The 22,788-nt window shown below is 71.5% G+C and carries 21 protein-coding genes; 11 read left to right on the top strand and 10 right to left on the bottom strand.

The window, feature by feature from the left end:
* Positions 1-106: 106 nt before the first annotated feature.
* The 3 genes from OV427_RS16305 (at position 107) to OV427_RS16295 (ending at position 4,421) form a co-directional block, all read left to right on the top strand.
* Entirely contained in the window at positions 107-763 is a 657-nt protein-coding gene (locus tag OV427_RS16305; RefSeq protein WP_267857039.1) for an RNA polymerase sigma factor, read from the top strand.
* Positions 760-3,732 (top strand): CHAT domain-containing protein, encoded by a 2,973-nt coding sequence (locus OV427_RS16300; RefSeq protein ID WP_267857038.1) that lies wholly within the window; start codon positions 760-762, stop codon positions 3,730-3,732. Before OV427_RS16305 ends, OV427_RS16300 begins: the two co-directional genes overlap by 4 nt.
* A 104-nt stretch (positions 3,733-3,836) precedes the next feature.
* Positions 3,837-4,421 carry a hypothetical protein gene (locus tag OV427_RS16295; RefSeq protein WP_267857037.1) on the top strand — a complete coding sequence of 195 codons (585 nt, stop codon included), beginning with the start codon at positions 3,837-3,839 and terminating at the stop codon, positions 4,419-4,421.
* A gap of 13 nt (positions 4,422-4,434) precedes the next feature.
* Here the strand turns inward: OV427_RS16295 and OV427_RS16290 are convergent, their stop codons facing one another.
* The 4 genes from OV427_RS16290 to OV427_RS16275 form a co-directional block, all read right to left on the bottom strand.
* The gene (locus OV427_RS16290) at positions 4,435-5,529 is read right to left on the bottom strand and encodes a DUF3616 domain-containing protein (RefSeq protein WP_267857036.1); all 1,095 of its coding nucleotides are present in this window, start codon (positions 5,527-5,529) and stop codon (positions 4,435-4,437) included.
* A 9-nt stretch (positions 5,530-5,538) separates the two neighbouring features.
* Positions 5,539-5,706 carry a hypothetical protein gene (locus OV427_RS16285; protein WP_267857035.1) on the bottom strand — a complete coding sequence of 56 codons (168 nt, stop codon included), beginning with the start codon at positions 5,704-5,706 and terminating at the stop codon, positions 5,539-5,541.
* 152 nt (positions 5,707-5,858) lie between these two features.
* Positions 5,859-7,799: a PAS domain-containing sensor histidine kinase gene (locus OV427_RS16280; RefSeq protein WP_267857034.1), complete on the bottom strand. Its 1,941-nt coding sequence runs from the start codon at positions 7,797-7,799 to the stop codon at positions 5,859-5,861.
* Positions 7,800-8,020: 221 nt separating this feature from the next.
* Positions 8,021-10,723, bottom strand: coding sequence for a M1 family aminopeptidase (locus OV427_RS16275; protein WP_267857033.1), 2,703 nt, complete (start codon positions 10,721-10,723; stop codon positions 8,021-8,023).
* Between the two features lie 211 nt (positions 10,724-10,934).
* Here OV427_RS16275 and OV427_RS16270 point away from each other — a divergent pair, with 211 nt between their 5' ends.
* From OV427_RS16270 to OV427_RS16255, 4 genes are all read left to right on the top strand, one after another.
* A complete protein-coding gene (locus OV427_RS16270; protein WP_267857032.1) occupies positions 10,935-11,351 on the top strand; it encodes a DUF2089 domain-containing protein in 417 nt (138 codons plus the stop codon).
* Between the two features lie 5 nt (positions 11,352-11,356).
* Positions 11,357-12,424, top strand: a complete 1,068-nt coding sequence (locus OV427_RS16265; RefSeq protein ID WP_267857031.1) for an SHOCT-like domain-containing protein — start codon at positions 11,357-11,359, stop codon at positions 12,422-12,424.
* Positions 12,425-12,445: 21 nt separating this feature from the next.
* Positions 12,446-13,375, top strand: a complete 930-nt coding sequence (locus OV427_RS16260) for a J domain-containing protein (protein WP_267857030.1) — start codon at positions 12,446-12,448, stop codon at positions 13,373-13,375.
* A gap of 64 nt (positions 13,376-13,439) precedes the next feature.
* Positions 13,440-13,952, top strand: a complete 513-nt coding sequence (locus tag OV427_RS16255; protein WP_267857029.1) for a DUF421 domain-containing protein — start codon at positions 13,440-13,442, stop codon at positions 13,950-13,952.
* A 12-nt stretch (positions 13,953-13,964) separates the two neighbouring features.
* On the opposite strand, the gene OV427_RS16250 is transcribed toward OV427_RS16255, so the two are convergent.
* The 3 genes from OV427_RS16250 to OV427_RS16240 form a co-directional block, all read right to left on the bottom strand.
* A complete protein-coding gene (locus tag OV427_RS16250; RefSeq protein ID WP_267857028.1) occupies positions 13,965-14,945 on the bottom strand; it encodes an endonuclease/exonuclease/phosphatase family protein in 981 nt (326 codons plus the stop codon).
* Positions 14,946-15,183: 238 nt separating this feature from the next.
* Positions 15,184-15,594 (bottom strand): DUF3037 domain-containing protein, encoded by a 411-nt coding sequence (locus OV427_RS16245; RefSeq protein WP_267857027.1) that lies wholly within the window; start codon positions 15,592-15,594, stop codon positions 15,184-15,186.
* The gene (locus OV427_RS16240) at positions 15,572-16,357 is read right to left on the bottom strand and encodes a HipA family kinase (protein WP_267857026.1); all 786 of its coding nucleotides are present in this window, start codon (positions 16,355-16,357) and stop codon (positions 15,572-15,574) included. The genes OV427_RS16245 and OV427_RS16240 overlap by 23 nt, the downstream gene beginning before the upstream one ends.
* Before the next feature lie 59 nt (positions 16,358-16,416).
* Between OV427_RS16240 and OV427_RS16235 the strand changes: the two genes are divergently transcribed.
* The 3 genes from OV427_RS16235 to OV427_RS16225 all read left to right on the top strand — a co-directional run bounded on the left by OV427_RS16235 (position 16,417) and on the right by OV427_RS16225 (position 18,123).
* Complete coding sequence (locus OV427_RS16235; protein ID WP_324289963.1) at positions 16,417-16,956, top strand: MarR family transcriptional regulator; 540 nt, start codon at positions 16,417-16,419, stop codon at positions 16,954-16,956.
* A 17-nt stretch (positions 16,957-16,973) separates the two neighbouring features.
* Positions 16,974-17,411, top strand: coding sequence for an organic hydroperoxide resistance protein (locus OV427_RS16230; RefSeq protein WP_267857025.1), 438 nt, complete (start codon positions 16,974-16,976; stop codon positions 17,409-17,411).
* 151 nt (positions 17,412-17,562) lie between these two features.
* The gene (locus OV427_RS16225; protein WP_267857024.1) at positions 17,563-18,123 is read left to right on the top strand and encodes a GNAT family N-acetyltransferase; all 561 of its coding nucleotides are present in this window, start codon (positions 17,563-17,565) and stop codon (positions 18,121-18,123) included.
* Between the two features lie 51 nt (positions 18,124-18,174).
* On the opposite strand, the gene OV427_RS16220 is transcribed toward OV427_RS16225, so the two are convergent.
* Complete coding sequence (locus OV427_RS16220; protein ID WP_267857023.1) at positions 18,175-18,495, bottom strand: DUF4286 family protein; 321 nt, start codon at positions 18,493-18,495, stop codon at positions 18,175-18,177.
* Positions 18,492-19,751: a DUF6068 family protein gene (locus OV427_RS16215; RefSeq protein WP_267857022.1), complete on the bottom strand. Its 1,260-nt coding sequence runs from the start codon at positions 19,749-19,751 to the stop codon at positions 18,492-18,494. Before OV427_RS16215 ends, OV427_RS16220 begins: the two co-directional genes overlap by 4 nt.
* 101 nt (positions 19,752-19,852) lie before the next feature.
* On the opposite strand from OV427_RS16215, the gene OV427_RS16210 reads away from it, so the two are divergent.
* Positions 19,853-21,865, top strand: coding sequence for a hypothetical protein (locus OV427_RS16210; protein ID WP_267857021.1), 2,013 nt, complete (start codon positions 19,853-19,855; stop codon positions 21,863-21,865).
* A gap of 57 nt (positions 21,866-21,922) precedes the next feature.
* Here OV427_RS16210 and OV427_RS16205 read toward each other — a convergent pair whose 3' ends face one another.
* Positions 21,923-22,720 (bottom strand): hypothetical protein, encoded by a 798-nt coding sequence (locus OV427_RS16205; protein WP_267857020.1) that lies wholly within the window; start codon positions 22,718-22,720, stop codon positions 21,923-21,925.
* Positions 22,721-22,788 lie beyond the last annotated feature (68 nt).

The following is a 22,788-nucleotide window of genomic DNA, read 5'->3' as shown; positions in this document are numbered from 1 at the left end:
GGCGGGAAACCGCCCGTCCGGGGGCTTGTGGAGGAGGCTGGAAAATTCCCGGCGAAATTCTGCTTCGGGAAGATGGGAGGTGGGGGCCGTTGAGAGAGCGACCGCCATGGATGCTTTCGCCCTGCAACCATCCTCGTTGTTCTCCCGCCTGCTGCTCAAGCCGAGCTTGACGGGGCAGGAGCGGACGGGTCAGCCTGCACCCCGAGTGGAAAGCAGGCCTCCTTCATCGCCGACCCTGGACAGCCGGTGGTTCGCGGCATTCGCCCGGGAGCATGAGGCGGCGCTGCATGCCACCGCCCTGCGCCTGTGTGGCAACGCCACCGACGCCAGGGACCTCGTCCAGGACACCTTCGAACGCGGTCTGCGCAACCTGGCCCGGTACAAGGTCGGCACCGACGGGCGCGCGTGGCTGCTCACCATCCTCCACCACCTGTTCATCGACCGTTGCCGCTCCCGCACGCGTGAGCGCCGCGCGGACGTGTCCGCCGAGGACGTGGAGGAGCGCATCGCCGCGCCGGAGGTGGAGGCCGCCCCCGCCTGGGCCGCCATCAGCCCGGAGCAACTGCGCGACGCGCTGGAGAAGATTCCGGAGGAGTTCCGCACGGTGTACCGGATGCATGCGCTGGAGAACCGCTCGTACATCGAAATCGCCGAGCGCCTCGGGATTCCGAAGGCCACCGTGGGCACCCGCCTCATCCGCGCGCGCCGCAAGCTGAAGGAGCTGTTGATGCCCACGCCCGAGGGTGGAGGGGAGGGCACATGAGCGCGCCGGAGCCCATGGACATCCACGACCAGGTCCACGCCTTCGCGGACGGCGAGCTGTCCCCGGAGGAGGCGGACGTGTTCCGCGCCCACCTGGGCACCTGCGCGCAGTGCCAGGAGGACCTGAACGACATCCTCCAGCTCCAGGCCCTCGGGGGGCGGCTGGGCGAAATGGAAGCGCAGCCGGTGCGGCTGACGCACCCGCACCAGGACGCCGCGCCCTCGCGGGCCTTCCGTCCCGCGTGGAGCCGCCGGGGCAACCGGGTGGCGGCGCTGGCCCTGGCGGGCTCGCTGGCCGCGGTGCTCGCGGTGGTGGTGCTGCGCTCGCCGGACGGGGTGCCCCAGGAAGGGCACGACGTGATGGCGCTGGCGCCCACGCGCTCCATGGAGGCGCGGCTGAGCTGGTCCGGCGCCAGCGCGCACCGGCCCTACGGCGTGCTGCGCTCCGGCGACGAGCGCCCGAGGGAGCTGGTGCCGCTGCAGCAACTGGCGAAGCTCGAGGAGGCGGGGGACCTCCACGGGCTGGCGACAGGGCACCTCTTGCGCGGTGAGCGGGACCAGGCCGCGGAGTACCTCCAGCGCGCGCCGGCCTCGCCGGACGTGGACAGCGACAGGGCCGTGGTGGCGCTGACGAAGGGGGAGCTGGAGGAGGCCCTCATCCTGCTGGACGGCGTGCTGGAGAAGCACCCCCAGCACCCGGAGGCGCTGTGGAACCGGGCGCTCGTGCTGCGCGAGCTGGGCCTGGACGCGCTGGCGGCCGACGCGTTCGACGCGGTGGCGGGCCTGCGCGAGCCGGGCTGGGCGGAGGAGGCGAAGGAGCGCGCGGCGGCGCTGCGCCGCCGACTGGAGGTCCAGCGCGGCACGTGGGACGAGGCGCAGAAGGCCGGCAAGGCGTTGGCCACCGACGGCACGCCCTTCCCGGAGGGCCTGGCCCGCGCGGTGCCGGGCTCGGCGCGCAATTCGCTCTACTCGGCCCTGTGGGCGGCGCCGTCCGCGGACGCCGTGAAGGCGCTGCTGCCGCTGGCGCGCGTGCTGGACGCGCACTACGGCGGGGACACGCTGGAGCGCCGCGTCTCCCACGTGGCCGGCCTGGACTTCAAGCGCCGGGGCCCGCTGGCGGAGCGCTACCGTCAGGTGGTGCTGGGGACCTTCGACGCCTCGGGGCTGGACGCGTACGTGCGCGAGCTGGAGGCCTCCGGCAACTCCGACTTCCTGCTGGCCGTGCTCCCGCTGACGGGCCAGCTCCCGGCGCGGTTGCCCGAGTACGAGAAGGCCGCGAAGGCGCTGGGGGACCCGTGGTTCACGCTCAACGTGGAGCGCGAGGCGGCCCGGGCGGAGTTCGCGCGGGGCGACCTGGCCGGCGCCGAGGCGCGGCTGTTGCGCGCGCTGCCGGCGTGCCGCGCGGCGAAGGCGGACTACCGTTGTGGGCAGATGGAGTACGTGCTCGGCCACATCTACACGGAGGAGCACCGGCTGGTGGAGGCGCGCGAGCATGCGGTGGCGGGCCTCCAGCTGGCGCGGCAGGCGCAGGAGTGGACGCAGCAGTCGGACCTGCTGATGGTGCTGGGCAACGTGGCGCGCTACCGCAACGCCTTCGCGCTGGCCCGGGCGTACCTGGGCGAGCAGGCCGCGCGCGACGGCCGGTGCGCCGCCCGGCGCCAGGTGCAGGAGGGGCTGGCGGCGATGCAGGTCTTCGCCCTGCACCCGAAGCAGGCGCGCGAGGAGCTGGAGCACGCCCCCGCGTGTGACGTGCCCTTCTTCATCAACGGCGCCTTCGTGCAGGCGGACCTTTCCCGGTTGGACCCTCGCCCGGGCGACGTGGAGGCGCTGCGCGACGGCCTGCGCAAGCTGGAGTCCTCCGGCCTGCTGCGCCCCGGTGAGCGCGCGCTGGCCACCCACGTCGAGGGCCGCGCCGTCATCGAGAAGAATCCCGAGGAGGGCCGCGCGCTGCTGCGCAAGGCCATTGCCGAGGGCAACCGGCTGGGCTCCGAGGACCCGGTGGCCTGGAAGGCGCGGGCGTACAGCTACTCGTCGCTCATCCTGGACGCGGGCAAGGCGCAGGACTGGGCCGGGGCGTTGGCCCTCTTCGCGGAGGAGTCCGGTGCCGGTGCTCCGGAGCGCTGCGAGCTGGGCGTGGAGGTGCACGACGAGCGCACCCTGGTGGCGGCGAAGGGGCCGGGCGGGGAGCTCTTGGGCCACTTCGACTCGAGCCGCCGCTCGCCGGACTTCGACGTGACGAAGCTGGTGCCGCAGTCGGTGGTGGCGGCGCTGAAGCCCTGCGAGCACGTGCGCGTCTTCGCCCGCTACGCCGTCCACGGGCAGGCCGGCCTGCTGCCGCCGGAGCTGGCGTGGAGCTACCACACGGGCGCGAAGCGGACGGCGCCGGCGGTGACGGCCGCGCGGCCCCTGGTGGTGCACGACGTGGATGCGCCGGCCTCGCTGAACCTTCCCCGGCTGCGCAGCTGGGAGCTGTCGGGCACGGCCTCACCCCGCCGGGTGGAATTGACGGGCTCCGCGGCCACGCCGTCGCGGCTGCTGGCGGAGCTGGCGGACGCCACCGAGGTGGAAATCCACGCCCATGGCCTGGTGAACCTCGGCGTGTCGGACGCGTCGCTGCTGGTGATGGCGCCGGAGGCGGACGGCCGCTACGCGCTCACCGCCGGTGAGGTGCGCAGGCAGAAGCTGAAGGGCGCGCCGGTGGTGGTGCTCGGCGCCTGCCAGGCCGCGCGGACGGCGCCATACCTCCACGCGCCGTGGAGCCTCCCCGTCGCCTTCGCCGAGGCGGGCGCACGCGCCGTCCTCGCCTCGCCCATCGACATCCCGGACGCAGAGGCCGGGCCCTTCTTCGAGCGGGTCATGGAGCGCATCCGCGCTGGCGCACCCGCCGCCAGCGCACTCCGGGACGAGCGCATGCGTGCCCTGGGCGCGCGCCCCGACAGCTGGGTGAAGACAGTGGTCGTCTTCGAGTAGCCCGACCGTAGTTCCCCTCCCCTCACAGTCCAGTCTCCCTCGTCCACCCCGGTGCCCCAGCGCCGGCAACGCCGTACGTGTCACTTCACACCGAGGTCCACACCATGAAGACCATCCGCTTCTCGCTGCTCGCCGCCTTCGCCCTGTCCGCCGCCGCCTGCAACGTCGACCCTGACTTCGCCGAGGCGGAGTCGGGCGCACTCGACTCCCAGTCGCAGGAGATGATCATCATCTCCGGCCCGCCGACGCCGCCGCCGACCATTCCCAACTACTGCCCGAGCGCCATCATCGTCCCGCCGGGCACGCTGCCCTCCATTCCCACGCCCATCACCTCCTACACCACGACGGCGCTGTACCCGACGGGCACGGGCCTGCGCAGCGCGCACACCGTCATCTTCACGGACCCGGCCAACCCGTCGGGAAGCTGGCTGGCCATCGGCTTCGACGTGAGGGGCTACCGCCAGGTGTTCTACGTGTCCGGGCAGAACGCGCGCGAGCTGCGCCTGCTGCTCAGCAAGCTCATCACGGACATCGAAAACCTGGAGCAGGACACCGGCACCGACAGCGAGTTCTCGTGGGGCATGAGCGGCCAGGTGGGCGGCCCCATCCTCCCGCAGCCCGGCATCCACGACAACGCGTGGAAGGTGGCGTGGACCAACGCCTACAAGGTGCACGAGTTCATGCAGTAGGCGCCTCACATCTTCAGAACAACCGGAACACGTCCGCCAGCACGCCGCACGGTCCGTAGCGGCGCTGCCTGGCGGGCGAGTCGTAGACGATGAGCACCGAGTCATCCGGCTCGAAGTAGGAGAACAGGGCCACGCCCTCGGCGTGGTCCGTCTTCTCCGAGCGGGGCACGTCGAAGAGCGGCTCCAGTCCACCCGGCTCCTGCGGGTGGATGGAGTCCCGGGTGAGAGTCAGGCCGTTGCGCAGCCGGTAGAGGCGGATGGTGCCGTCCAGCGGCAGCGTGGGCCCGGCGAGGATGAGCAAATCATTCCCGTGCCGGCTCAGCTCGCGGATGCCCAGGCCGTCCAGGTCGAGGAAGTGCTTGCGGTACCAGCCGCCCTTCTTCTTGTGGTGGGGCTCGAGGACGCCGTGGCCGGTGGCCTCCACCGCCATTTCCAGCAGCACCGCCCAGCCGCGCAGCACCGGGCCGCGCAGCCCGAGGAAGACGCGGTCGCCGTGTACCGCGAGCCCCTCGATGTCCAGGCCGTTGTCCTTGCTGGGAATGGCCAGCGCACCGGGAGGCGCGCCCGCGCCCGCTGGAACGAGGAAGGGCCCCAGGTGCTCGTCCTCCCGCAGCAGCTCCACCAGCCGGCTGCCCTCGGACGGCTCGAGCGCCACCGCGTCCTGCTTCTTCGCGCGCCCGCTCTTCGAGGGGGCCTTCCCCCTGCCCTTCGTGGGCAGGGGCAGGCGCGCCAGCATGAAGCGCGCGGGCTGGTGCTCCACGGTGGCCAGCCGGGCCAGGTCCTTCGCCACGCCCTTGCCCTTGGGCTTCTTGCGCACCGAGCTGTGCGAGCCGACGAGCCACAGGTGGCCGTCCTGCAGGTCGAGCGCTTCGATGTCCATCTCCTCGCTGCCCTTCACGCCCAGCTGGCCCGCCACGTCATGGCGTTGCTGGTGGGAGAAGACGCGAGGCTCCTCGGGGCTGAGCCGGTGCAGCACCCCGTGCTCGTCGGACGCCACCCAGACGCTGCCATCCGGGGCGCGCGCGGCGGCGGACAGGTCTTCGGGTACCGCGGCGTCACCGTGGTCGAACTTCAGCAGCAGGCGGCCGAGGAGCTGGGGCTGTTCCATGCCTCCAATCTAGTTGCGCAGCTTCGACGGCTTGGGCGGGTTCATCGCCAGCACCGCCGCGAAGTAGCGTGCCTGACTCTCGGTGGTGCAGCGGACCTCCTGGATGCGACCGCCCATCCTCACGCGGACGATCCAACCTTCATTGTCTCGGGTCAGTGCGGGCGTGTCCGTCGTCATGGTCTCCATCCTTGGTTGCATCCTCCGCCCCCGGGTAGAGCAGCCGCCATGCCAGGGCCGGAAGCGTGCGAATCCAGGCGCTTCCCCTGCCCTGTTGGCCGATGGAAGACAGCCCCGACTGTAAGTTTTGCGAACCCCGGGGTGACGGAGCTTCAGTGGACGTGCCGCTCCGGTTGCTCCACGGGCGGCTGCGCGCTGGTGCCCGTCAGGCGGGGCAGGGCGACGTGGAAGGTGGAGCCCTGGCCCACCTCGCTCTCCACCCAGATGCGGCCGCCGTGGCGCTCGACGATGTCACGGCTGATGTAGAGCCCGAGCCCCAGCCCACCGTACGAGCGGGACGAGACGTTGCGCGCGCGGAAGTAGCGGTCGAAGAGCAGCTTCTGCTGGTCCGGAGGAATGCCGATGCCCGGGTCCTTTACCGACAGCAGTGCCAGTTCGCCGCGCGTGTGCAGGTCCACACGGATGGCCCCGCCGTCGGGGCTGTACTTGAAGGCGTTCTCCACCAGGTTGGAGATGACCTGCTCCAGCCGGTACGGGTCCGCCCGCACGAGCACGGGCTCGGGTGGCCGCTCGAAGTGGACGGAGTGGCTGCCGCGGTGGACCTCCATGGCCTGGAGGACGTGCTCCACCAGGGCATCCAGCCGCGTGGCCTCCGGGTGCAGCGCGAGCCGGCCCGCCTCGATTCGCGACGCGTCCAGCAGGTCGTTGATGAGGCCGGTGATGCGCAACAGGTGCTGGCGGGCGTGGCGCAGGGTGGACGGGTCCACATGCTCGCCGCGCTCCATCTTCCGCTCGAGCGTGGCCAGCCGGAGGCTGAGCGGGGTGAGGGGCGTCTTCAGCTCGTGCGAGGCGATGGAGAGGAAGTCATCGCGCACGCGGATGGCCTCCTGCGCCTCGCGGTACAGGCGGCCGCGCTCCTCGTCGGCGAGCCTGCGGTCGGTGATGTCCTCAATCATGATGCCCAGCCCCAGCACGCGGCCGTCCGTGGCGCGCACCGGGTAGAAGCTCCCCTCCAGGTAGCGGGCCTCGCCCGGCACCCCGAGGTCCATGGTGGTGGTCTCCCGCTTCTCCATGGGCTCGCCCGTCTCCAGCACGTTCCGCATCATCTTCTCCACCTCGAGGCCGATGGGGCCGAGCACCTCGCGGGGGCGGCGGCCCGTGTGGGCCTCGGGCGGGACGCCGTTGATGGCGGCGAGCACGTCGTTGACGCGCACGTAGCGCAGTTCCAGGTCCAGGAAGCCCAGGCCGATGGGCGCGGTGCGGAAGAGGGTTCCGAGCTGGGCGAGACTCTCGTCGCGCTCGTTCTCGGTGCGGCGCCGCTCGCTGATGTCCTCGACGATGCCCACGCCGCCCTCGACGTGGCCCGTCTCGTCGAAGCAGGGGGCGAAGCGGATGTGGACGGGCGTCGACTTGTTGGCGGTGACGGAGCGGTAGATACCTTCGTAGTCGGAGCCGTGTCCGGAGAGCGTCTTGCGCACGCAGTGCATGATGTGCTCGTCGCGGATGGAGAGCAGGTTGAGGCCCACGAGGATGCGCTTGGGTGAGCCGATGATGCGCACGAAGCGCTCGTTGCAGGCGGTGATGACCGGGGTCTTGTCGAAGTGGAAGATGCCCAGCGGGGCGTTCTCCACCACGACGCGGTAGAGGGCATCGCCGTTGCCTCCCTCGGGGAGGGGGCCCGCGTCCGTCTGGAGGGTCTGCTCCATGGGCTCGCTGACGGTGTCGATGACCTCGTGCAGGCGGCGGAAGTTGATGACGATGCGCTCGGCGGCGCCCCGGCCGCTGGAGCCCACGGTCAGCTCCACGAGGACTTCCACGCCGTCCTTGCGGCGGGCGAGCACGCGGATGGCACGGCCGCCGAGCGCGTTGCGGCGGGACAGCAGGTAGCGCAGCAGGCTCTTGCCACCATACTGGTGCAGGCGCTGGGGGAAGAGGCGCGAGGTGGGCTGGCCCTGGAGCTCCTCGCGCTTCCAGCCGAGCAGTCGCTCGGCGGCGCTGTTGAGGAAGCACACGTGCTCGCCAGCGTCGCAGGCCACGAACGGGTCCACGGCGGCGTCCAGCCAGGCGCTGAGCTCATCGTTGGCTCCGGCCATCTGCTCCCCTGGGCCCTCCCGGCCCATGAATGGCTGGCGAGCCGGGACATGGGGGCCCTGGCGCCCGCATCGCGATACGCGGGGGGCGCGTCCCCTTTGCATACAGGTAGCCATCGGCGGCGTGGCCCGCGCCTCCCGGCGTACATCAAGCCCCCCCACCGGGGTCCGTTCGTGAGGCAGGCGGCGGAGCGGGCGCCACCCTGGTGCTGCGGTTCGCGTCGCTACCTTCGCTTCGTCTTCCTCGCCGCGGGCTTCGCGCTCGCGTGGCCGCGAGGGGACTTCGCGTCGCGACCTCCGCTCGTGGCCTCCGCGCTCCGTGCCGTGGTGCGCGAGCGGCCCGCGCCGTCCAGCCTGGTGGCCTTCGCACCACCCCCGCCACCGCGAGGGCCCGGCTCCTCCGCTCCCTTCAGCGCCAGTGCCTCCAGCCGCTCGCGCATCGAGCGCGTCTCCTCCTTCAGCCGGTCCAGTTCCTCGCGCAGCGACGCCACCTCGCGCGCCTGGGGCTCGCCCTCCCGCAGCGCGCGCACCGTCTCGCGAGCGGCACGGCGCGCCCGCGGGTCCTCGAGCGGCGTGCCCTCCAGCGCGGGAATGAGCCGCCGGTCGCCGAGCGTGCGCCCCGCCTCGAACACGCCCATCTGCACGCGGAACAGCGGGTCCCTCAGCAACTCCGCCAGCAGGTCCACGGCCTCGCGCTTGCGGCCGGCGACCTCCGCCAGCTTCGCCACGGCCTGCGTGGCCGCGCGGCGGAGGACGCGAGGCTGCCCATACGCCGTGCGCGCCGCGACGATGGGGAACGCCGCCGGGTCCTGCGACTCGGCGAGCCCGTCCACCGCGCCCACGGCGATGACGTCCTGGAACGAGGGCCGGGTGGAGACGGCCTCCAGCACACCCACCGCGTCCGGCGCGCGCACCCGGCCATAGCTGCGCGCGGCCTCGCCCTCCACGAAGTAGCTCGCGTCCCCGCCCTCCACCAGTGCGCGCAGGCGGGCGGCCACCTCCGTGTCGCGGCGGAACTCACCCAGCGCGGCGACGACGGCACGGCGCACGCGGGGATGCTCGGTGGACAGCGCGGCCAGCAGCCTGGCGCGGGACTCGGGCGTGCGCAGCCGTCCCAGCGACTTCGCGCACGCGGCGCGAGTGCCCCAGAAGACGCGAGCGTCCCCGAGCACCTCACCCAGCGCCTCCACGGCGCGGAACCCGCCGTGCCTGCCCAAGGCGACTGCGGCCTCGGTGCGGGCGCGCATCTCCGGCGCGGCGCGCAATTCCTCCAGCCAGAGGCCCGCGCCCTTGTCCACGTCCACCGTGCCGAGCACCTCACGCCGCGGGTCCACGCGCACCTGCGTGGGCGCGGTGGGGCAGGGCAGCAGGAAGGAGTGCTCCGCGTCCGTCACCTCCAGCCGGTGCAGCGTGTCGCGCCCGTCGGAAGTCATCACCACGTCGAGCGGCAGGCGGAACACGGGCGTGCCCGAGTCGGTGCGCTGCGTCTGGCGGACCTTGATGCGCAGGCGCGCGTTCTCGGCCTCGTAGCGGACCTCCACCTTCAGCTCCGGGTGGCCGGGCGCGAAGACGTACTGGTCGAAGAAGCCGTCCAGGTTGTGGCCGGTGGACTCCTCGAAGGCGCGGGACAGGTCCACCGTCTCCACGGCGCCATGGCGGTGGCGGGCGACGTAATGGCGCAGGGCGCGGAAGAAGAGCGCGTCACCCAGGCGGCGGCGCAACTCGTGGAGGACGAGGCCGCCCTTCTCGTAGAGATGCCGGTCGAACACGTCCATGGGCGCGTGGAAGCGGCGCGCGACGATGGGGCGGGCATAGCGCTCGCGCACCTCGCCCAGGTAGCCGTCGAGCTGCGCGCTCCGGTGCTGGTCCGCCTCGTCCTGCCCGTCGGCGCGCTCCTTCCAGAGCACCTCGCACCAGGTGGCGAAGCCCTCATTGAGCCAGCCATGCGGCCAGTCGCGGCAGGTGAGCAGGTCACCGAACCACTGGTGCGCCAGCTCGTGCGAGACGAGCGGCTCGGCGTTGTAGTCCGGCTGGGCGCGCGCGTCGTGGAGGACGCCGTCGGTGAGGCTGGTGGCGGTGGTGTTCTCCATACCGCCGAGGATGAACTCGGTGAGGAAGACCTGCGCGTAGCCGCTCCACGGGAAGGGCTCGCCGGTGGCCTCCTGGAAGACGCGGACCATCTCCGGCGTACGGCGCACGCAGCGCAGCGCATCCTCGCGGCGGCCCTTCGGGAAGAGGTAGCGCAGCGGCACGGTGCCCACGGTGTCGGTGGCCTCCTCGAACTCGCCCACCGCGAGCGTGACGAGGTAGGGCGAGACGGGCTGCTCCATCCGGTAGTGCTGCGTGCGGCGCGCGCCGTGGGTGCTGTCACCCACCAGCGTGCCGTTGGACAGGGCCGTCATCTCCGAGGGGAAGGTGGCGAGGACCTCGGACGTGGCCTTCTGCGCGGGCGTGTCGAGGCAGGGGAACCACGCGCGCGCGTCGATGTCCTGGCCCTGCGTCCACGCCTGGCGGGGACGGTCGGGGTAGCCGGCGTCGGGGCCCCAGAAGTAGAGGCCGCGGCGCGGGCGGCAGGTGTAGTGGATGGCCACCTCGCACGCGTGGCCGGGGTCCAGTTGCGAGGGCAATTCGACGCGGACATGCGCGCCGGAGTTGGAGAAGCGTGCGGGGCGCCCGTCCGCGAGCACCTTCGCCACGTCGAAGTCCGCCGCGTCGAAGGTGACGGTGGACACGGGGCGCAGCGCGGAGACGCGCGTGGTGCAGACGCCGGAGAGGCGCTGCTGCTCGAAGTCGAGGTCCAGTTCGATGCGCACATGCTCGGCGCGGACGGGCCGCTCGGCGGCGTAGTGCTCGGTGGCGCCAGGAAGGGAGAACGGGTGGAGGTCGCTGGAGGCGGACTCGGACGCATGACGGTGGCAGCAGCGCATAAGCGTTGACGACTCTTCCGCATGCCTGCTCCACCGTCGAGCGGGAGCGCACCAAAGGGCACCCCAGCGTCGGCTATCAACGAAGTCGACCAGGGAACGTCCGCGGCCTCCGGGAGCCCGCCGGCCCGGCTCCACCCCGTCCGGCCCGGATTGCTTGCAAACACCCTGGGAACTCAATATTCTCAAGGTCGATATTGATTTTACGGTTATTATGGCGCCTCGGACCTCGATTCATCCCCTTCCCACCCGGTGTCCCGTCTGTGGCGAGGGCACGCATGTGGAGCGTGTGCGCTGTGGGGCGTGTGACACGGCGGTGGAGGGGCGGTTCACCACGGGCTGGGTGCAGGCGCTGTCGCCCGAGCAGCTCGCCTTCGTGCGCGTGTTCCTGAGCTGCCGCGGGAAGATCAAGGACGTGGAGCAGGTGCTGGGGCTCTCCTATCCCACCGTGGTGTCGCGGCTGGACGCCGTGGTCGCCGCGCTGGGCGAGGACGTCCCGCCCGCCGCGCCCCCACCCCCTTCGCATCCACCGCGCGGCGGTCAGCGCCGCGCCCAGATTCTCGATGACCTCGCGGCCGGGCTCATCGATGCAGACGAGGCCGCACGGCGCCTGAAGAAGGCCCAGGAGTGAAGGCCATGTTCGAGTCGGAGCCCTCCCCGCAGTCCTCCGAAGCCACGTCGGATACACCGCCCGGTGCCTCGCCGCGTCCGGGGGAGCGTCATCTGATTCCGTGGGGCCAGCGGGCCGAGCTCGAGCTGCACGCGAGCGCGGCGGCCCTCACGCTGACGCCCCTTCCCGAAGGCGAGAAGCCCTACCTCGTGGCGCACGGGGCGGTGGACGTCCAGGTGCGCGAGCGCGGCAGCATCACGCGGGTGGAGCTGAACATCCGCGAGGGCGGCTTCTGGGCCTTCCTGTGGCGGAGCATGCCGCAGGTGGAGCTGTTCCTCCCCGCCAACGCGAAGGCCCGGCTGAAGCTGGATGCGGGCATGGTGCGCGTGGCGGGGCTGAAGGACTGCGAGCTGGACGTGACGACGGATGCGGGCACGGCGGACGTGCGCGACGTGCACGGCAAGCTGACGCTGCGCACCAGCGCCGGCAGCATCTTCGGCCAGCGGGTGGGCGGCACGTTCGACGTCCAGGCGGCGGCCGGCTCGGTGAAACTGGAGGTGGACGCGCTCACGCCGGGCGAGCACCGCATCGTGTCGCAGATGGGCGCGGTGGACGTGCGGCTGGTGCCGGGGCTGGACGTGTCGATTGAAGCGCGCACGTCGCTGGGCTCGGTGCGCAACGGCTACCCGTCGCGTCCGGGCGCGCCCACGCTGCTGCGGCTGGAGACGGACCTGGGCTCGGTGCGCGTGCGCGAGTCCCACAAGGCGGGGCGCGAGGCGGACGGCGAGGACCGGCACGACTGGGAGCACGATGCCCGGCGCTGGCAGCGGCAGACGGAGCGGTGGCAGCGTCGCGCGGAGCGTCACGCCGAGCGCTGGGCGCGGAGCTGGGACGGGCACGGCCGTCCTCCGGAGCCCCGTCCGCCGGGCTGGGGCGGCCCGCCATCATGGGCCGCGCACGGCCGTCCTCCGGAGCCCCGTCCGACGACGGCGGGCATCCCCGACGAGGAGCTGCGCCGGGTGTTGCAGTTGGTGAGCGAGGGGAAGGTGAGCGTGGAGGACGCGGAGAAGCTCCTGCGCGCCATGCAGCGCTGAGACGGGTAGGCTCCCGTCATCGTGCAGTCCGTCCTCTTCTTCTCCGACAGGCAGGTGCGTGAGGCGCTCTTCGCCCGCGTGGACGGGACGCGCGGGCTGCTGCTCGTGACGGGGGTGCGGCACGGGCCGGCCATGCGGACCCCGGAGGCGCGCGAGCCCTTCGCCACGCTGGAGCGCCTCCACGGTGACGTGCTCTCCCAGGTGCTCGTGGCCGACGAGGGCACCACGGAGGGCATGTGGAGGGACCCGCTGGGCGACCTGGGCGACCGGCTCTACCCGGCCAGCCGTGATGACGCCTACGCCGCATCCACGGGCTACCTCCTCCTGGAGGACGGCCGCCCGCGCGCGGTGGTGCGCAAGCACGGCACGCCGGTCGAGGACCTCTGGTTCCTCCAGGAAGCACTCAGCCGCCTCACCCCGCGCGTGCCCGCGCCGGACCCGGAGAAGCGCCCCGGCCACAAGAGGCCGGAGCCTCCACCCCGCTCGCCCCGGCGTCCCGCGAGCTCGGGCGCGCGCGAGGAGGAGTTCGCCTGGGACGGTGATGCAAGACGTCCCGGCGCGCGGAGCCCCGGTGCAAGAGACACGGACGCACGTGACGCCGACGCGCGGAGCACCGGCACGCGGAGTACCGGCACACGAGACACGGGCGCACGGGCCTGGGACGACGAAGCCACGCCGCCCCGAGGCACACGGGTGCCTCCACCGCGACCGCCCGCCGCGGTGAAGGACGCCTGGACGGTGTTGGGCATCCCCCGGGACACTTCGCTGGACGACGCGCGCAAGGCCTTCCGCGCGCTCATCACGCAGTACCACCCGGACAAGGTCTCCCACCTCGCGCCCGAGTTCCACGAGCTGGCCGAGCGCCGCACCCGCGAAATCCTGGACGCGTGGGACACGGTGGAGCGCGCCCTCTCGGGCAGGGGCTCGGACGAGGGCGAAGGCGGGAGCTGAGCACCCCTGCCTGCCACACGGGCATGCGCGCCAGGGCCCACCACGCGGTGCGCATCTTCAGGGCATGGCGCCCTTCGACTGGCAGGGCATGTGGACGCCCGACCTCAACACCTTCGAGGTGGTCTTCCGCGCCTCCGCCGTCTACCTCTTCGCGCAGCTCGTGCTCCGGCTGGCGGGACGCAAGGAACTGGGTCGCTCCTCCACCTTCGACATCGTCCTGCTGCTCATCATCTCGGTGTGCCTGCGCAGGAGCATCGTGGCCGAGGACGACAGCCTGACCTCGGCCTTCGTGGCCTTCGGCACGCTGGGCGCCTGGGACCGCTTCTTCTCGTGGCTCTCGATGCGCAGCGAGAAGGCGGCGAAGGTGCTGACGGGCAAGCCGGTGGAGCTGGTGCGTGAGGGCCGCGTCAACGAGGCCAACCTGCGTAGGAGCCTGATGTCCCACGACGAGCTGCTCAGCCGCCTGCGCGAGCACGGCACCGAGTCCCTTCGCGAGGTCCGGCTGGCGTACCTCGAGCCGGACGGGAAGGTGACCTTCCTGATGAGGAAGGAAGGCGAGGGCTCCACGCTCCAGTGAGCGGAGCGCCCCTCAGCCCGCGGACGACACGGCCGCGCCGGGCGCGGCGTCCAGCTCGAAGCGGGCGATGATGGGCATGTGGTCGGACAGTCCGTGGAAGCGGCTCTGCGCGTCTCCGAACGGGCAGGTCTCCTGCGTGTCCAGCCATCGCACGCCGCCCCCGGAGAACATGTGGTCCAGGTGCATGCGCATGTGCATGAAGCCCGCGGTGGGGAAGCCGCGCGACGTGTTCGGGTCAATCTGTCCCACGGCGGCCTGGGCGCAGGTGAGGCACGCCTCGCCCGTGAGGTAGCGGAACACCGGTGACGCCGGCGGCGAGTTGAAGTCCCCGCAGACGATGTACGGCTCGTTGCCCGAGTGCACGCGCATGAACTCCGCCAGCTTGCGCGCCTCGTGCAGTTGGTTGGGGCCGCCGCCCATCTTGTCCTTCGTCGCCCAGAACTCCTTGGCGAATGGCGTGGGCAGGCTCAGGTGGGTGTTGAAGATGTGGAAGCCGCGCCCGTCCGAGCGCCGCACCAGGCGCATGTGCGCGCAGATGCGGCTCTGCTTGCGGTCCTTCAGTCGCTGCACGTGGTGGTGGGTGATGTGCTGGGGCGCGGCCACGTTGTGCGTGTCCACCTGGAGGGTGCGCGTATTCACGAGCATCGCGAGCCCCGTGGTGTAGAGCGACACCTCGCCCAGCTTGTAGTTGTGGGCGCGGAAGTAGAACGCCTCGTAGGGCATGTCCCGCGCCTGGGCGCCGAACGTCTCCACCATGCGGTCCATGAAGGCCGCCAGCTGCGTCTCCCCTGGCTGCTTGGGTCGGTGGGCGATGGTGCTGCGCAGCGAGGAGGTCTCCACCTCCTGCAGGCAGACGACGTCCGGCAGCGGGTCCAGCGAGGACAGTGCGGCGGCGACCCGGCGCTTGGGGCCCACCGTGCTCGCCAGGCCGCGCAGCATGTGGCCGAAGTAGCGGACGTTGTACGTGGCGATTCGCAATGCGGAGTCGTTCATACGCGAGTGGGGGCCCGTCCCGGGCCGTACGGTGAAACTACCAACCGCGAAGCCGCGCGGCCCTGGCCCCGAGCCCGCTTGTGCACTTTCGGGACATCTGCCTGCCTGCTCGCTTCCGCGTCCGGACGCGCTCCGCCCGACACCCCACGCTCCCGAGTCCGGGAGCGGATGCCCGCCTGTCCGCCCGGCAAGCCCGGCAAGCCCGGCAACGACACTGGCCGGGAGCGAGGAGCCCCCGCTACGCGGAGCGCTTCACGCGCACCACGGTGTCCAGCAGGTGCTCCAGCGCCAGCCCGGGCTCCGGATTCGGACCCTTGCACAGGCCCGAGTGCACCGGGCCCGTCTGGATGATGGTGCTGCGCGGAGCCACCAGCCAGTGCCACCGGTCCTTCTGCGGCAGCCGGCCGATGGGGCCCGCGTCCTTCCCGCCCTCGCAGACGCGGCGGAAGCTCTCCAGGTGACTGCGGACGCTGTCCAGGTCCACGTCCGGCGCGAGCGCCTTCAGCCGCGCCTCGTCCAGCTCCACGCGCGCGCCGAGGTAGCGCTGGGTGGTGCAGAAGAGGACGACGCCCGCGTTGATGAACTCCTCGCGCTCCACGCGGGGGACGACGCGGATGATGGCGTAGTCAAACGAGCTGGGCGCGGGCACGGGCCGCCTCCTCGAGGAACGCCGGCATCGCGTCCACGCGCTTGAGCAGCCAGGTGACGTACGCCGCGCGGTGCGCGTCGGCGGTGGGGAAGGGGGACTCGGTGCCCGTCAGCCACGCCTCGGGAATGGCGGCGATGGTGCGCTCCACCACCTCGCGCGTGAGGGCCGCGCGCAGCGTGGCCTCCACGGCGGGCAGCGCGCTGGCCCACGGCAGCAGCACGTGGTCCTTGATGGGGCCGAAGCGGCTCTGGCTGCGCTCCTCCCAGTCCTCCCACGAGTGGTGGAAGTAGAGCGACGCCCCGTGGTCGATGAGCCACAAGTCCCGGTGCCAGCTCAGCATGTTGGGATTCTTGGGCGTGCGGTCCACGTTGGTGACGTACGCGTCGAAGCCGACGATGGCCGACGCCACCGAGGCCTCCGGAAAGGGACCGGCCAGCGGGTCGAACGTCACCGAGCCGGGCAGGTAGTCCAGCCCCAGGTTGAGCCCCGCGCTCGCCTTGAGCAGCTCGCGGATTTCAGAGTCCGGCTCGTTGCGGCCCAGCGCCGGGTCCAGGTCCACCAGCACCACCTCCGGGACGCGAAGGCCCACCGCGCGCGCCAGTTCGCCGGAGATGAGCTCCGCGATGAGCGCCTTGGCGCCCTGGCCCGCGCCCCGGAACTTCACGACATACAGCCCCGCGTCGTCCGCCTCGATGATGGCGGGCAGCGAGCCGCCTTCCCGCAGGGGCGTCACGTAGCGCGTGGCTGTGACAGTCCTCAACATCCCTTGCTCCCGTCCTCGCCCGGCCCTGACGCCGGCCGCGCGCCGCCCTGTAACACGCCATGGCCCGTCGCGGCATCCCGGGGTACCCCGGCCTCGTGTTCGAATTGGTTGCGCGCAATTTAATTGCGCCCTATTCATTGGCCATGTCGGTGGATGACCCGCTCAGCCTGGACGCGCAGCTCTGCTTCCCGCTCTACGCGGCGGCCAGGGCTGTCACGCAGGCCTACGCGCCGCTCCTGTCGAAGCTGGGGCTGACGTACCCGCAGTACCTGGTGATGTTGGTCCTGTGGGAGACGGATGGGGTGACGGTGAAGGGGATGGGGGAGCGGCTGTTCCTGGACTCGGGGACACTCACGCCGCTGTTGAAGCGGCTGGAGGCCCAGGGGCTGGTGAAGCGGGAGCGGTCCACCGAGGACGCGCGCTCGGTGCACGTCCACCTCACGACTCAAGGACGCGCGCTGAAGCGCAGGGCCGTGTCCATTCCCGAGGCGATGGTCTGCAAGATGGGCCTGTCGCTCGAAGAGCTTTCACGCATGCGCCGCGACGTCCAGCGGCTGTTCGAAGCGCTGTCGAAGTCCCAGTCTGAACCCTCGAAGTAATCCCATAGGAGCATTCCATGGCCCCCGTTACCGTCAGCCCCCTGTACACCACCACCGCCACCACCCACGGCGGCCGCAGCGGCCACGTGAAGTCCGCCGACGGCGTCATCGACCTGCAGCTCGCCCTGCCCAAGGAGATGGGTGGCCCGGGCGGCGCGAAGGCCAACCCGGAGACGCTCTTCGCCGCGGGCTACTCCGCCTGCTTCGAGGGCGCGCTGCGCCTCGTGGGGCGCATGCAGGGCAAGACGCTGGGCGAGGGCGTGGGCATCACCGCCGCCGTCACCATCGGCAAGACGCCGGACGGCGGCTTCGGCCTCGCGGTGGTGCTGACGGGCATCCTCCCCGGCATGCCCCGCGACGAGGCCGAGAAGCTCATGCACGCGGCCCACGAGGTGTGCCCGTACTCCAAGGCCACGCGCGGCAACATCGACGTGAAGCTCGCTGTCGCGGAGTAACGCAGTTGGCACGGGCCCGGACTGAAATCCCGGGCCCGTGTGCCGTGCTCGCACACCGGTGCCGCACTCACGTGCAAGATGCCGTCATGTTTCAGTTTTTTTGAATAATGGCACGTCCCTTGAAGTCGACAGTGTGTAGGGGGACGAACCCATGCGTGAGCGCCAGCTGATTCCCATCGAAGTCGCGGGCAGCGCCGTCTCCGGCGCGGTGGACCTGCTGCTGGAGGACCCGGACATCGGCGAGGTGTTCTGGTGGCTGCGGCCCGAGACGGACACGCCGCTCGCCGGCCCCATGCGCGGCACGCGGCTGTTCGCGGTGGCGGAGAAGGGCTGCGGCATCATCGGCCTCGCCGCGCTCTCCCACATCGACAGCGAAGCGCGCTACGCACGGCTGAGCTGCATGGTGGCGGCGCCGTATCGGCTCGCGGGCGCGGGCCACTGGGCCGCGACGGAGACCATCCGCCGCGGTGTCCGACTGGACGGCCTGCGCCATGTGGAAGCCTTCGTCCGCACCGGCAACGACACCGCGCGCCGCGTGCTGGAGTCCATGGGCTTCCGCGCGCGCGAGTCCTCCTGCTCGCCCGTGGACGGGCCGCCCCCAGGTCACCTCTGTCTGCGATTGGATTTGCCCACCGACTCGAAGGGCCACTTCCTCATGGCCGGCAGCGCCCGGTCGGCCTCCCGCACGCCGTCCGCGGCCCTCTCCGCCTGAGCGGGCCGCGGCGATTCACGGTGGCTTCATGGGAAACCCATTTCCCGAGAATCAGAAACGTTTCACCTCGGTGAGTACCTGGCGTGAGTAGCGCGTGACAGTGCCGAAGCGAGTCAGGGACTCTTCCCTCAGGCGCTTCGCTGCCTCGCTGCTCGCGTAGCGGCGCATCGCGTCCAGCTCCGTCAGTTCGTAATGGCACACGTAGCGTGCCCAGCCGTCCGGGGCAGGCTCGGTGTCGCGCCACTTGCGGCAGGAGCGGAAGCCCGGCTCGCGCAGCACCTCGGGGACGTGGATGTCCTCGTGCCACCGGTTCCACGCCTCCTCGGAGGCGGGGTCCACGTCGATGACGACGACGTAGAGCGCGAGCGTCATGGCTTCGTCCCCGGCACCCAGGTGCCCCAGTCCACCAGCCGCGTGCCGTCCACCGGCTCGCGCTTGCCACGCTGGGGGGCGCGGAAGAGGGTGTCGCTCAGCGCCTGGAGGCGGGCCTCGAGCGCCAGCCCGGACAGCGAGCCGTCCCACGGGTCCGCGGCGTACGTCACGACGCGAGCCCCCCGTGTGCCGCCCACGTCCTCGGGCTTCTCGAACTGGAGCACCGGCACCTTGTGCCCCTGCAGCTCCAGCGTTCCGCGCACCGCCGGAGCAGTCCCCACCGGCTGCGGCGGCCACTGCTGGAGGTCCAGCGCCTCCCACGCGAGCGCGAGCACGGCCTCCTCCAGCGGCACCGGCTCCGCCTGCGAGAAGTCCGGGCACGCCTCCGCGCCGCTCGCGGGCTCGGTGGACTGTTGACGCAACACGAAGCCGCGCTCCGCGCCCATGCAGGTGCGCATCACGGACGGCGTGCCGCCCGAGTCCATGTGCAGGTCGAACCAGGTGCCCGGGCCCATGGGCAGCGCCAGCGTGGGCAGCGGGGCGGAGGCGTCCGCGCTGCCCTGGCGCACCTCCGTCAGGGTGAGCTGCGAGCCGCCGGCCACGCCGAAGCCGGACAGGGTGGTGCTCGCGTCCAGCAGGCCGTTGGTGAGGTACAGCGGCCCGGGGTCGATGGCATAGAGGCGGCTCTCCTGGGGGCCGTCCACCATGCGCTGGTCATGGAGGTAGCGCTTCGCGTCCCAGGTGCGGCCGACGGCGGTGAGCTGCTCGGTGCTCTGCACGCCCTTGCGGACGGGCTCCAGCTTCCGCGTCTCGTCCGAGCGCATGGGCAACACCAGCGAGCGCGCCAGGCGCGGCTGCGGCAGCGGCGCCCCGCCGTCGCCTGTGAAGGAGACACCCAGCCACACCCAGGGCGCCTTCACCGCCACCACCTCCACCGTCACCACGCCGGCCACCGCCGCGGAAGGAACGTTCATTCCACCGCGCGCGCCGGGCCGGCTGCGGTTGGCGGAGAAGGCGTACGTCACGCGGTCCCCCACGCGGGCGCGCTGCCAGGGCGACGTGCCCTGCGCGGGCGTGGGCGTTTCCGGTGTGACGGCCTCCGGCGTGGACACCGCCCCGGTGTCCTGGCCCGGGGAGGGCGTGCCGTCGGAGGGTGGGGTGGGCTTCGGTTCCATGCTCTTGCAGCCGGGGCCGAGGGCCAGCGCCGCGCACAGCAGGACGGAGCGCGACAAGAAGGGGGCGGGACTCTTTCTCATACGGGAGACCTCGTATCCGGGCCGGCATTGCGCGACCCCGGGCGGGGCTTGATACACCGGGGGGACAGGACGTCCCCAACAATTCTGGAGTTGCGCGCCTCATGCCCACGAACCTGCCCATCCGCCGCGTCGTCCTCTACAAGCATGGAGTTGGCTACTTCGAGCGCCGGGGAAAGGTGAGCGGCAGCGACACGCTGAACCTGGACTTCAAGGCGCGTGACATGAACGACGTGCTGAAGTCCCTCACGGTGCTCGACTTGTCGGGCGGCTCGGTGTCGGCGGTGAGCTACGACTCCACCAAGCCGCTGGAGCAGTTGCTGGCGGAGGCCACCATCCGCATTCCCGCGGACGGCAGCCTCGTGGCGTTGCTGGGCCAGATAAAGGGCGCGCGCGTGCGGGCGCGCGTGGGCGGCGGCCAGGTGGAGGGCTCCATCATCGGCCTGGACTCGCTGGAGGTGGCGGCGGGGGAGACGAGCGTGGCGCGCCCCTTCCTGTCGCTGCTGGTGGGTGGCTCGCTGCGGACGTTCGACGTGCTGGAAATCTCCGAGCTGGAGTTCCTCGACGAAGCGGTGCGCAAGGATTTGGAGTTCTACCTGGCCACGGTGCTGTCCTCGTACAAGAAGGACAGCAAGCGGATGGCCATCCTCACCGCGGGCCAGGGCGAGCGCGAGCTGTTCGTCAGCTACGTGGTGGAGGCTCCGGTGTGGAAGACGAGCTACCGCATCCTCCTGGACGAGGGCGAGGCACCGCTGCTTCAGGGCTGGGCGCTGGTGGACAACACCGGTGACGAGGACTGGGTGGACGTCCAGCTGTCGCTCATCGCCGGGCTGCCTGTGTCCTTCGTGCACGACCTCTACAACCCCCGCTACATGAAGCGGCCGGTGGTGGAGGTGAGGACGGAGGCGGCCGCCGCGCCAGTGATTCCGGAGGAGAGCTTCGGCGGCATGGACATGATGGTGGGCGGGGGCGCCGTGGCCGTGGCGGGGCCGCCGTCTCCCGCGCCGGCCATGGCCGCACCGGGCGCACCCCGGAGGGCCCGGGCGGAGAAGGCGCTCGTCGGAGGGCCGGGCGGAGGCGGGCCACGGATTCGCGACGTCCTGGAGCAGCAGGCCGCGGCGGTGACGACTCTGACGAAGGAGGTGGGCGACCTCTTCGAGTACGGCGTGGACCGGCCGGTGACGGTGCACCGCAACCAGAGCGCGCTGGTGCCGATTCTGCACAAGCCCTTCGAGGGGCGGCGGGTGCTCCTCTACAACCGGGCCACGCGCGAGAAGAACCCCATGGCCTGCATCGAGCTGAAGAACACCACGGGGCTGACGCTGGAGGGCGGCCCGGTGACGGTGTCCGAGGACGAGCGCTACGTGGGCGAGGCGATGCTGGACACGATGAAGCCCAACGACAGGCGCTTCGTGCCGTACGCGGTGGAGCTGGGGTGCGTGGTGTCGGTGGAAGACAAGATGGAGGACGGGCCGGTGTTCCGCGCGGTGGTGAACCGGGGCACGCTGGTGGTGGAGTACTTCCACGTGCGGCAGACGAAGTACCTGGTGCGCAACAAGGCGCCCCGGCCGCAGGTGCTCTTCGTGGAGCACCCGCGCACCGGCTGGGAGCTGATGAAGGACATGCCGGAGCCCGCGGAGACGACGGACGGCTTCTGGCGCTTCAAGCGCGAGCTGGCCCCGAGCGCGCACGACGAGCTGGTGGTCGCCGAGCGCACGCGCGGCCAGCGCCAGTACCTCATCTCCAACGTGGGCCTGGACGAGGTGACGTACTTCGTGTCGGCGCACTACATCGACCGGCAGGTGGCGGACGCGCTGCGCGAGGTGGTGGCCCTGCGCGACAGGGTGGCCGCGCTGGCGCGGGACGAGCAGCGCCTGACGGCCGAGCGCGAGCAGCTCTTCAAGGACCAGGAGCGCATCCGCTCCAACATCGAGTCACTCAAGAGCGGCGCGTCCCAGCGCGAGCTGGCGGAGCGCTTCGTGGGGAAGCTCAACGAGCAGGAGGACCGGCTGGAGGCCATCGGCCGCGAGCTGGAGCGGCTGATGAAGGAGCGGCAGGCGGCTCAGGAGGAGCTCAACCGCCGCGTCCAGTCCATCAGCTACCAGGCGGAGCTGTAGCCGGAAGGCCCGGCGGCCCACGTGGCGTCACGTGGGCCGGCGGGTGAGGGGGCCTTTTCAGAGGCCGTAATCGGTCTGGAAGTGGTCCTGGCACACCGGCCACATCCGCAAGGTGAACTGTGCCTCGCCGCCCTGGCACCAGTCCGGGGCGGTGCCGCCCGCCTGGCACGCCTCCCGGTAGAAGGCGTGCGCGTCGTCCGGGCCGGTGCAGCTGTCGTACGCCTCCGCCAGGGACACGCCGTACTCGTCCACCGTGCTCTCGACGCACTCCTTGATGGGCAGCGCCACTTCCCAATCACACCGGCGGTACAGCGCCGGGTCCACCACGGGCGCGCACGCGCCGTTGGCGCAGTCCAGTTGCAGGCGGAACTGCTTGCCCGCGCCGGTGCCGGTGCTCACTACCACGAGGTAGTCACCGCCCTGCGCCAGCGTGAGCGCGTCCACCCGGCTGAGCTGCCCGTAGCCGGAGTCGTCGTCCTGCGCGAGCGCCGCGCCGCCGTAGCTGCCGTCCGCCCGGCGCGGGCCGTACACGAACAGGCCCGTGTCCAGGTACATGCTGCTGCCCAGGTGCGTCACCTCCAGCTTCACCTGCGCGCCCGGGCGCACGCTGAAGCCGAAGGACAGGTACTGCGGGTTCGCCGTGAAGCGCGTCTGCGCCGCGCCGCCCAGCTCCACGCGGCCCATGTACGCCGTACTGTCCAGGACGTTGCCGCTCGCCGTCGCGGGCGGTGCGTACAGCATGGGCTGCGCGCTCTCGCCGTAGGGGGCGCCGTCTTCCGACTCCTGCGCGGGCCCACAGCCCCACAGCATCAGCGCGGGGAGCACCAGCCACGACTGCAACCGCTTGCGAAGCATTGCGCACTTCCTGGGGTGTGGGTCTCGGAACGACGGTCGGTCCGGAAGGGTGGCCGGCGTGTGCCACA

The sequence above is a fragment of the Pyxidicoccus sp. MSG2 genome, assembly GCF_026626705.1.
GTDB lineage: Bacteria > Myxococcota > Myxococcia > Myxococcales > Myxococcaceae > Myxococcus.
Note: the sequence above shows the minus strand (reverse complement) of the source record. Positions and strands in the feature narration are given on the sequence as shown.

What these genes read in the sequence shown, in the direction of transcription:
- OV427_RS16305 (WP_267857039.1), top strand. Translation starts at nt 107, where the DNA reads ATGGATGCTTTCGCCCTGCAACCATCCTCGTTGTTCTCCCGCCTGCTG.
- OV427_RS16300 (WP_267857038.1), top strand. Translation starts at nt 760, where the DNA reads ATGAGCGCGCCGGAGCCCATGGACATCCACGACCAGGTCCACGCCTTC.
- OV427_RS16295 (WP_267857037.1), top strand. Translation starts at nt 3,837, where the DNA reads ATGAAGACCATCCGCTTCTCGCTGCTCGCCGCCTTCGCCCTGTCCGCC.
- OV427_RS16290 (WP_267857036.1), bottom strand. Translation starts at nt 5,529, where the DNA reads ATGGAACAGCCCCAGCTCCTCGGCCGCCTGCTGCTGAAGTTCGACCAC.
- OV427_RS16285 (WP_267857035.1), bottom strand. Translation starts at nt 5,706, where the DNA reads ATGACGACGGACACGCCCGCACTGACCCGAGACAATGAAGGTTGGATC.
- OV427_RS16280 (WP_267857034.1), bottom strand. Translation starts at nt 7,799, where the DNA reads ATGGCCGGAGCCAACGATGAGCTCAGCGCCTGGCTGGACGCCGCCGTG.
- OV427_RS16275 (WP_267857033.1), bottom strand. Translation starts at nt 10,723, where the DNA reads ATGCGCTGCTGCCACCGTCATGCGTCCGAGTCCGCCTCCAGCGACCTC.
- OV427_RS16270 (WP_267857032.1), top strand. Translation starts at nt 10,935, where the DNA reads ATGGCGCCTCGGACCTCGATTCATCCCCTTCCCACCCGGTGTCCCGTC.
- OV427_RS16265 (WP_267857031.1), top strand. Translation starts at nt 11,357, where the DNA reads ATGTTCGAGTCGGAGCCCTCCCCGCAGTCCTCCGAAGCCACGTCGGAT.
- OV427_RS16255 (WP_267857029.1), top strand. Translation starts at nt 13,440, where the DNA reads ATGGCGCCCTTCGACTGGCAGGGCATGTGGACGCCCGACCTCAACACC.
- OV427_RS16250 (WP_267857028.1), bottom strand. Translation starts at nt 14,945, where the DNA reads ATGAACGACTCCGCATTGCGAATCGCCACGTACAACGTCCGCTACTTC.
- OV427_RS16240 (WP_267857026.1), bottom strand. Translation starts at nt 16,357, where the DNA reads ATGTTGAGGACTGTCACAGCCACGCGCTACGTGACGCCCCTGCGGGAA.
- OV427_RS16235 (WP_324289963.1), top strand. Translation starts at nt 16,417, where the DNA reads ATGGCCCGTCGCGGCATCCCGGGGTACCCCGGCCTCGTGTTCGAATTG.
- OV427_RS16230 (WP_267857025.1), top strand. Translation starts at nt 16,974, where the DNA reads ATGGCCCCCGTTACCGTCAGCCCCCTGTACACCACCACCGCCACCACC.
- OV427_RS16225 (WP_267857024.1), top strand. Translation starts at nt 17,563, where the DNA reads ATGCGTGAGCGCCAGCTGATTCCCATCGAAGTCGCGGGCAGCGCCGTC.
- OV427_RS16220 (WP_267857023.1), bottom strand. Translation starts at nt 18,495, where the DNA reads ATGACGCTCGCGCTCTACGTCGTCGTCATCGACGTGGACCCCGCCTCC.
- OV427_RS16215 (WP_267857022.1), bottom strand. Translation starts at nt 19,751, where the DNA reads ATGAGAAAGAGTCCCGCCCCCTTCTTGTCGCGCTCCGTCCTGCTGTGC.
- OV427_RS16210 (WP_267857021.1), top strand. Translation starts at nt 19,853, where the DNA reads ATGCCCACGAACCTGCCCATCCGCCGCGTCGTCCTCTACAAGCATGGA.
- OV427_RS16205 (WP_267857020.1), bottom strand. Translation starts at nt 22,720, where the DNA reads ATGCTTCGCAAGCGGTTGCAGTCGTGGCTGGTGCTCCCCGCGCTGATG.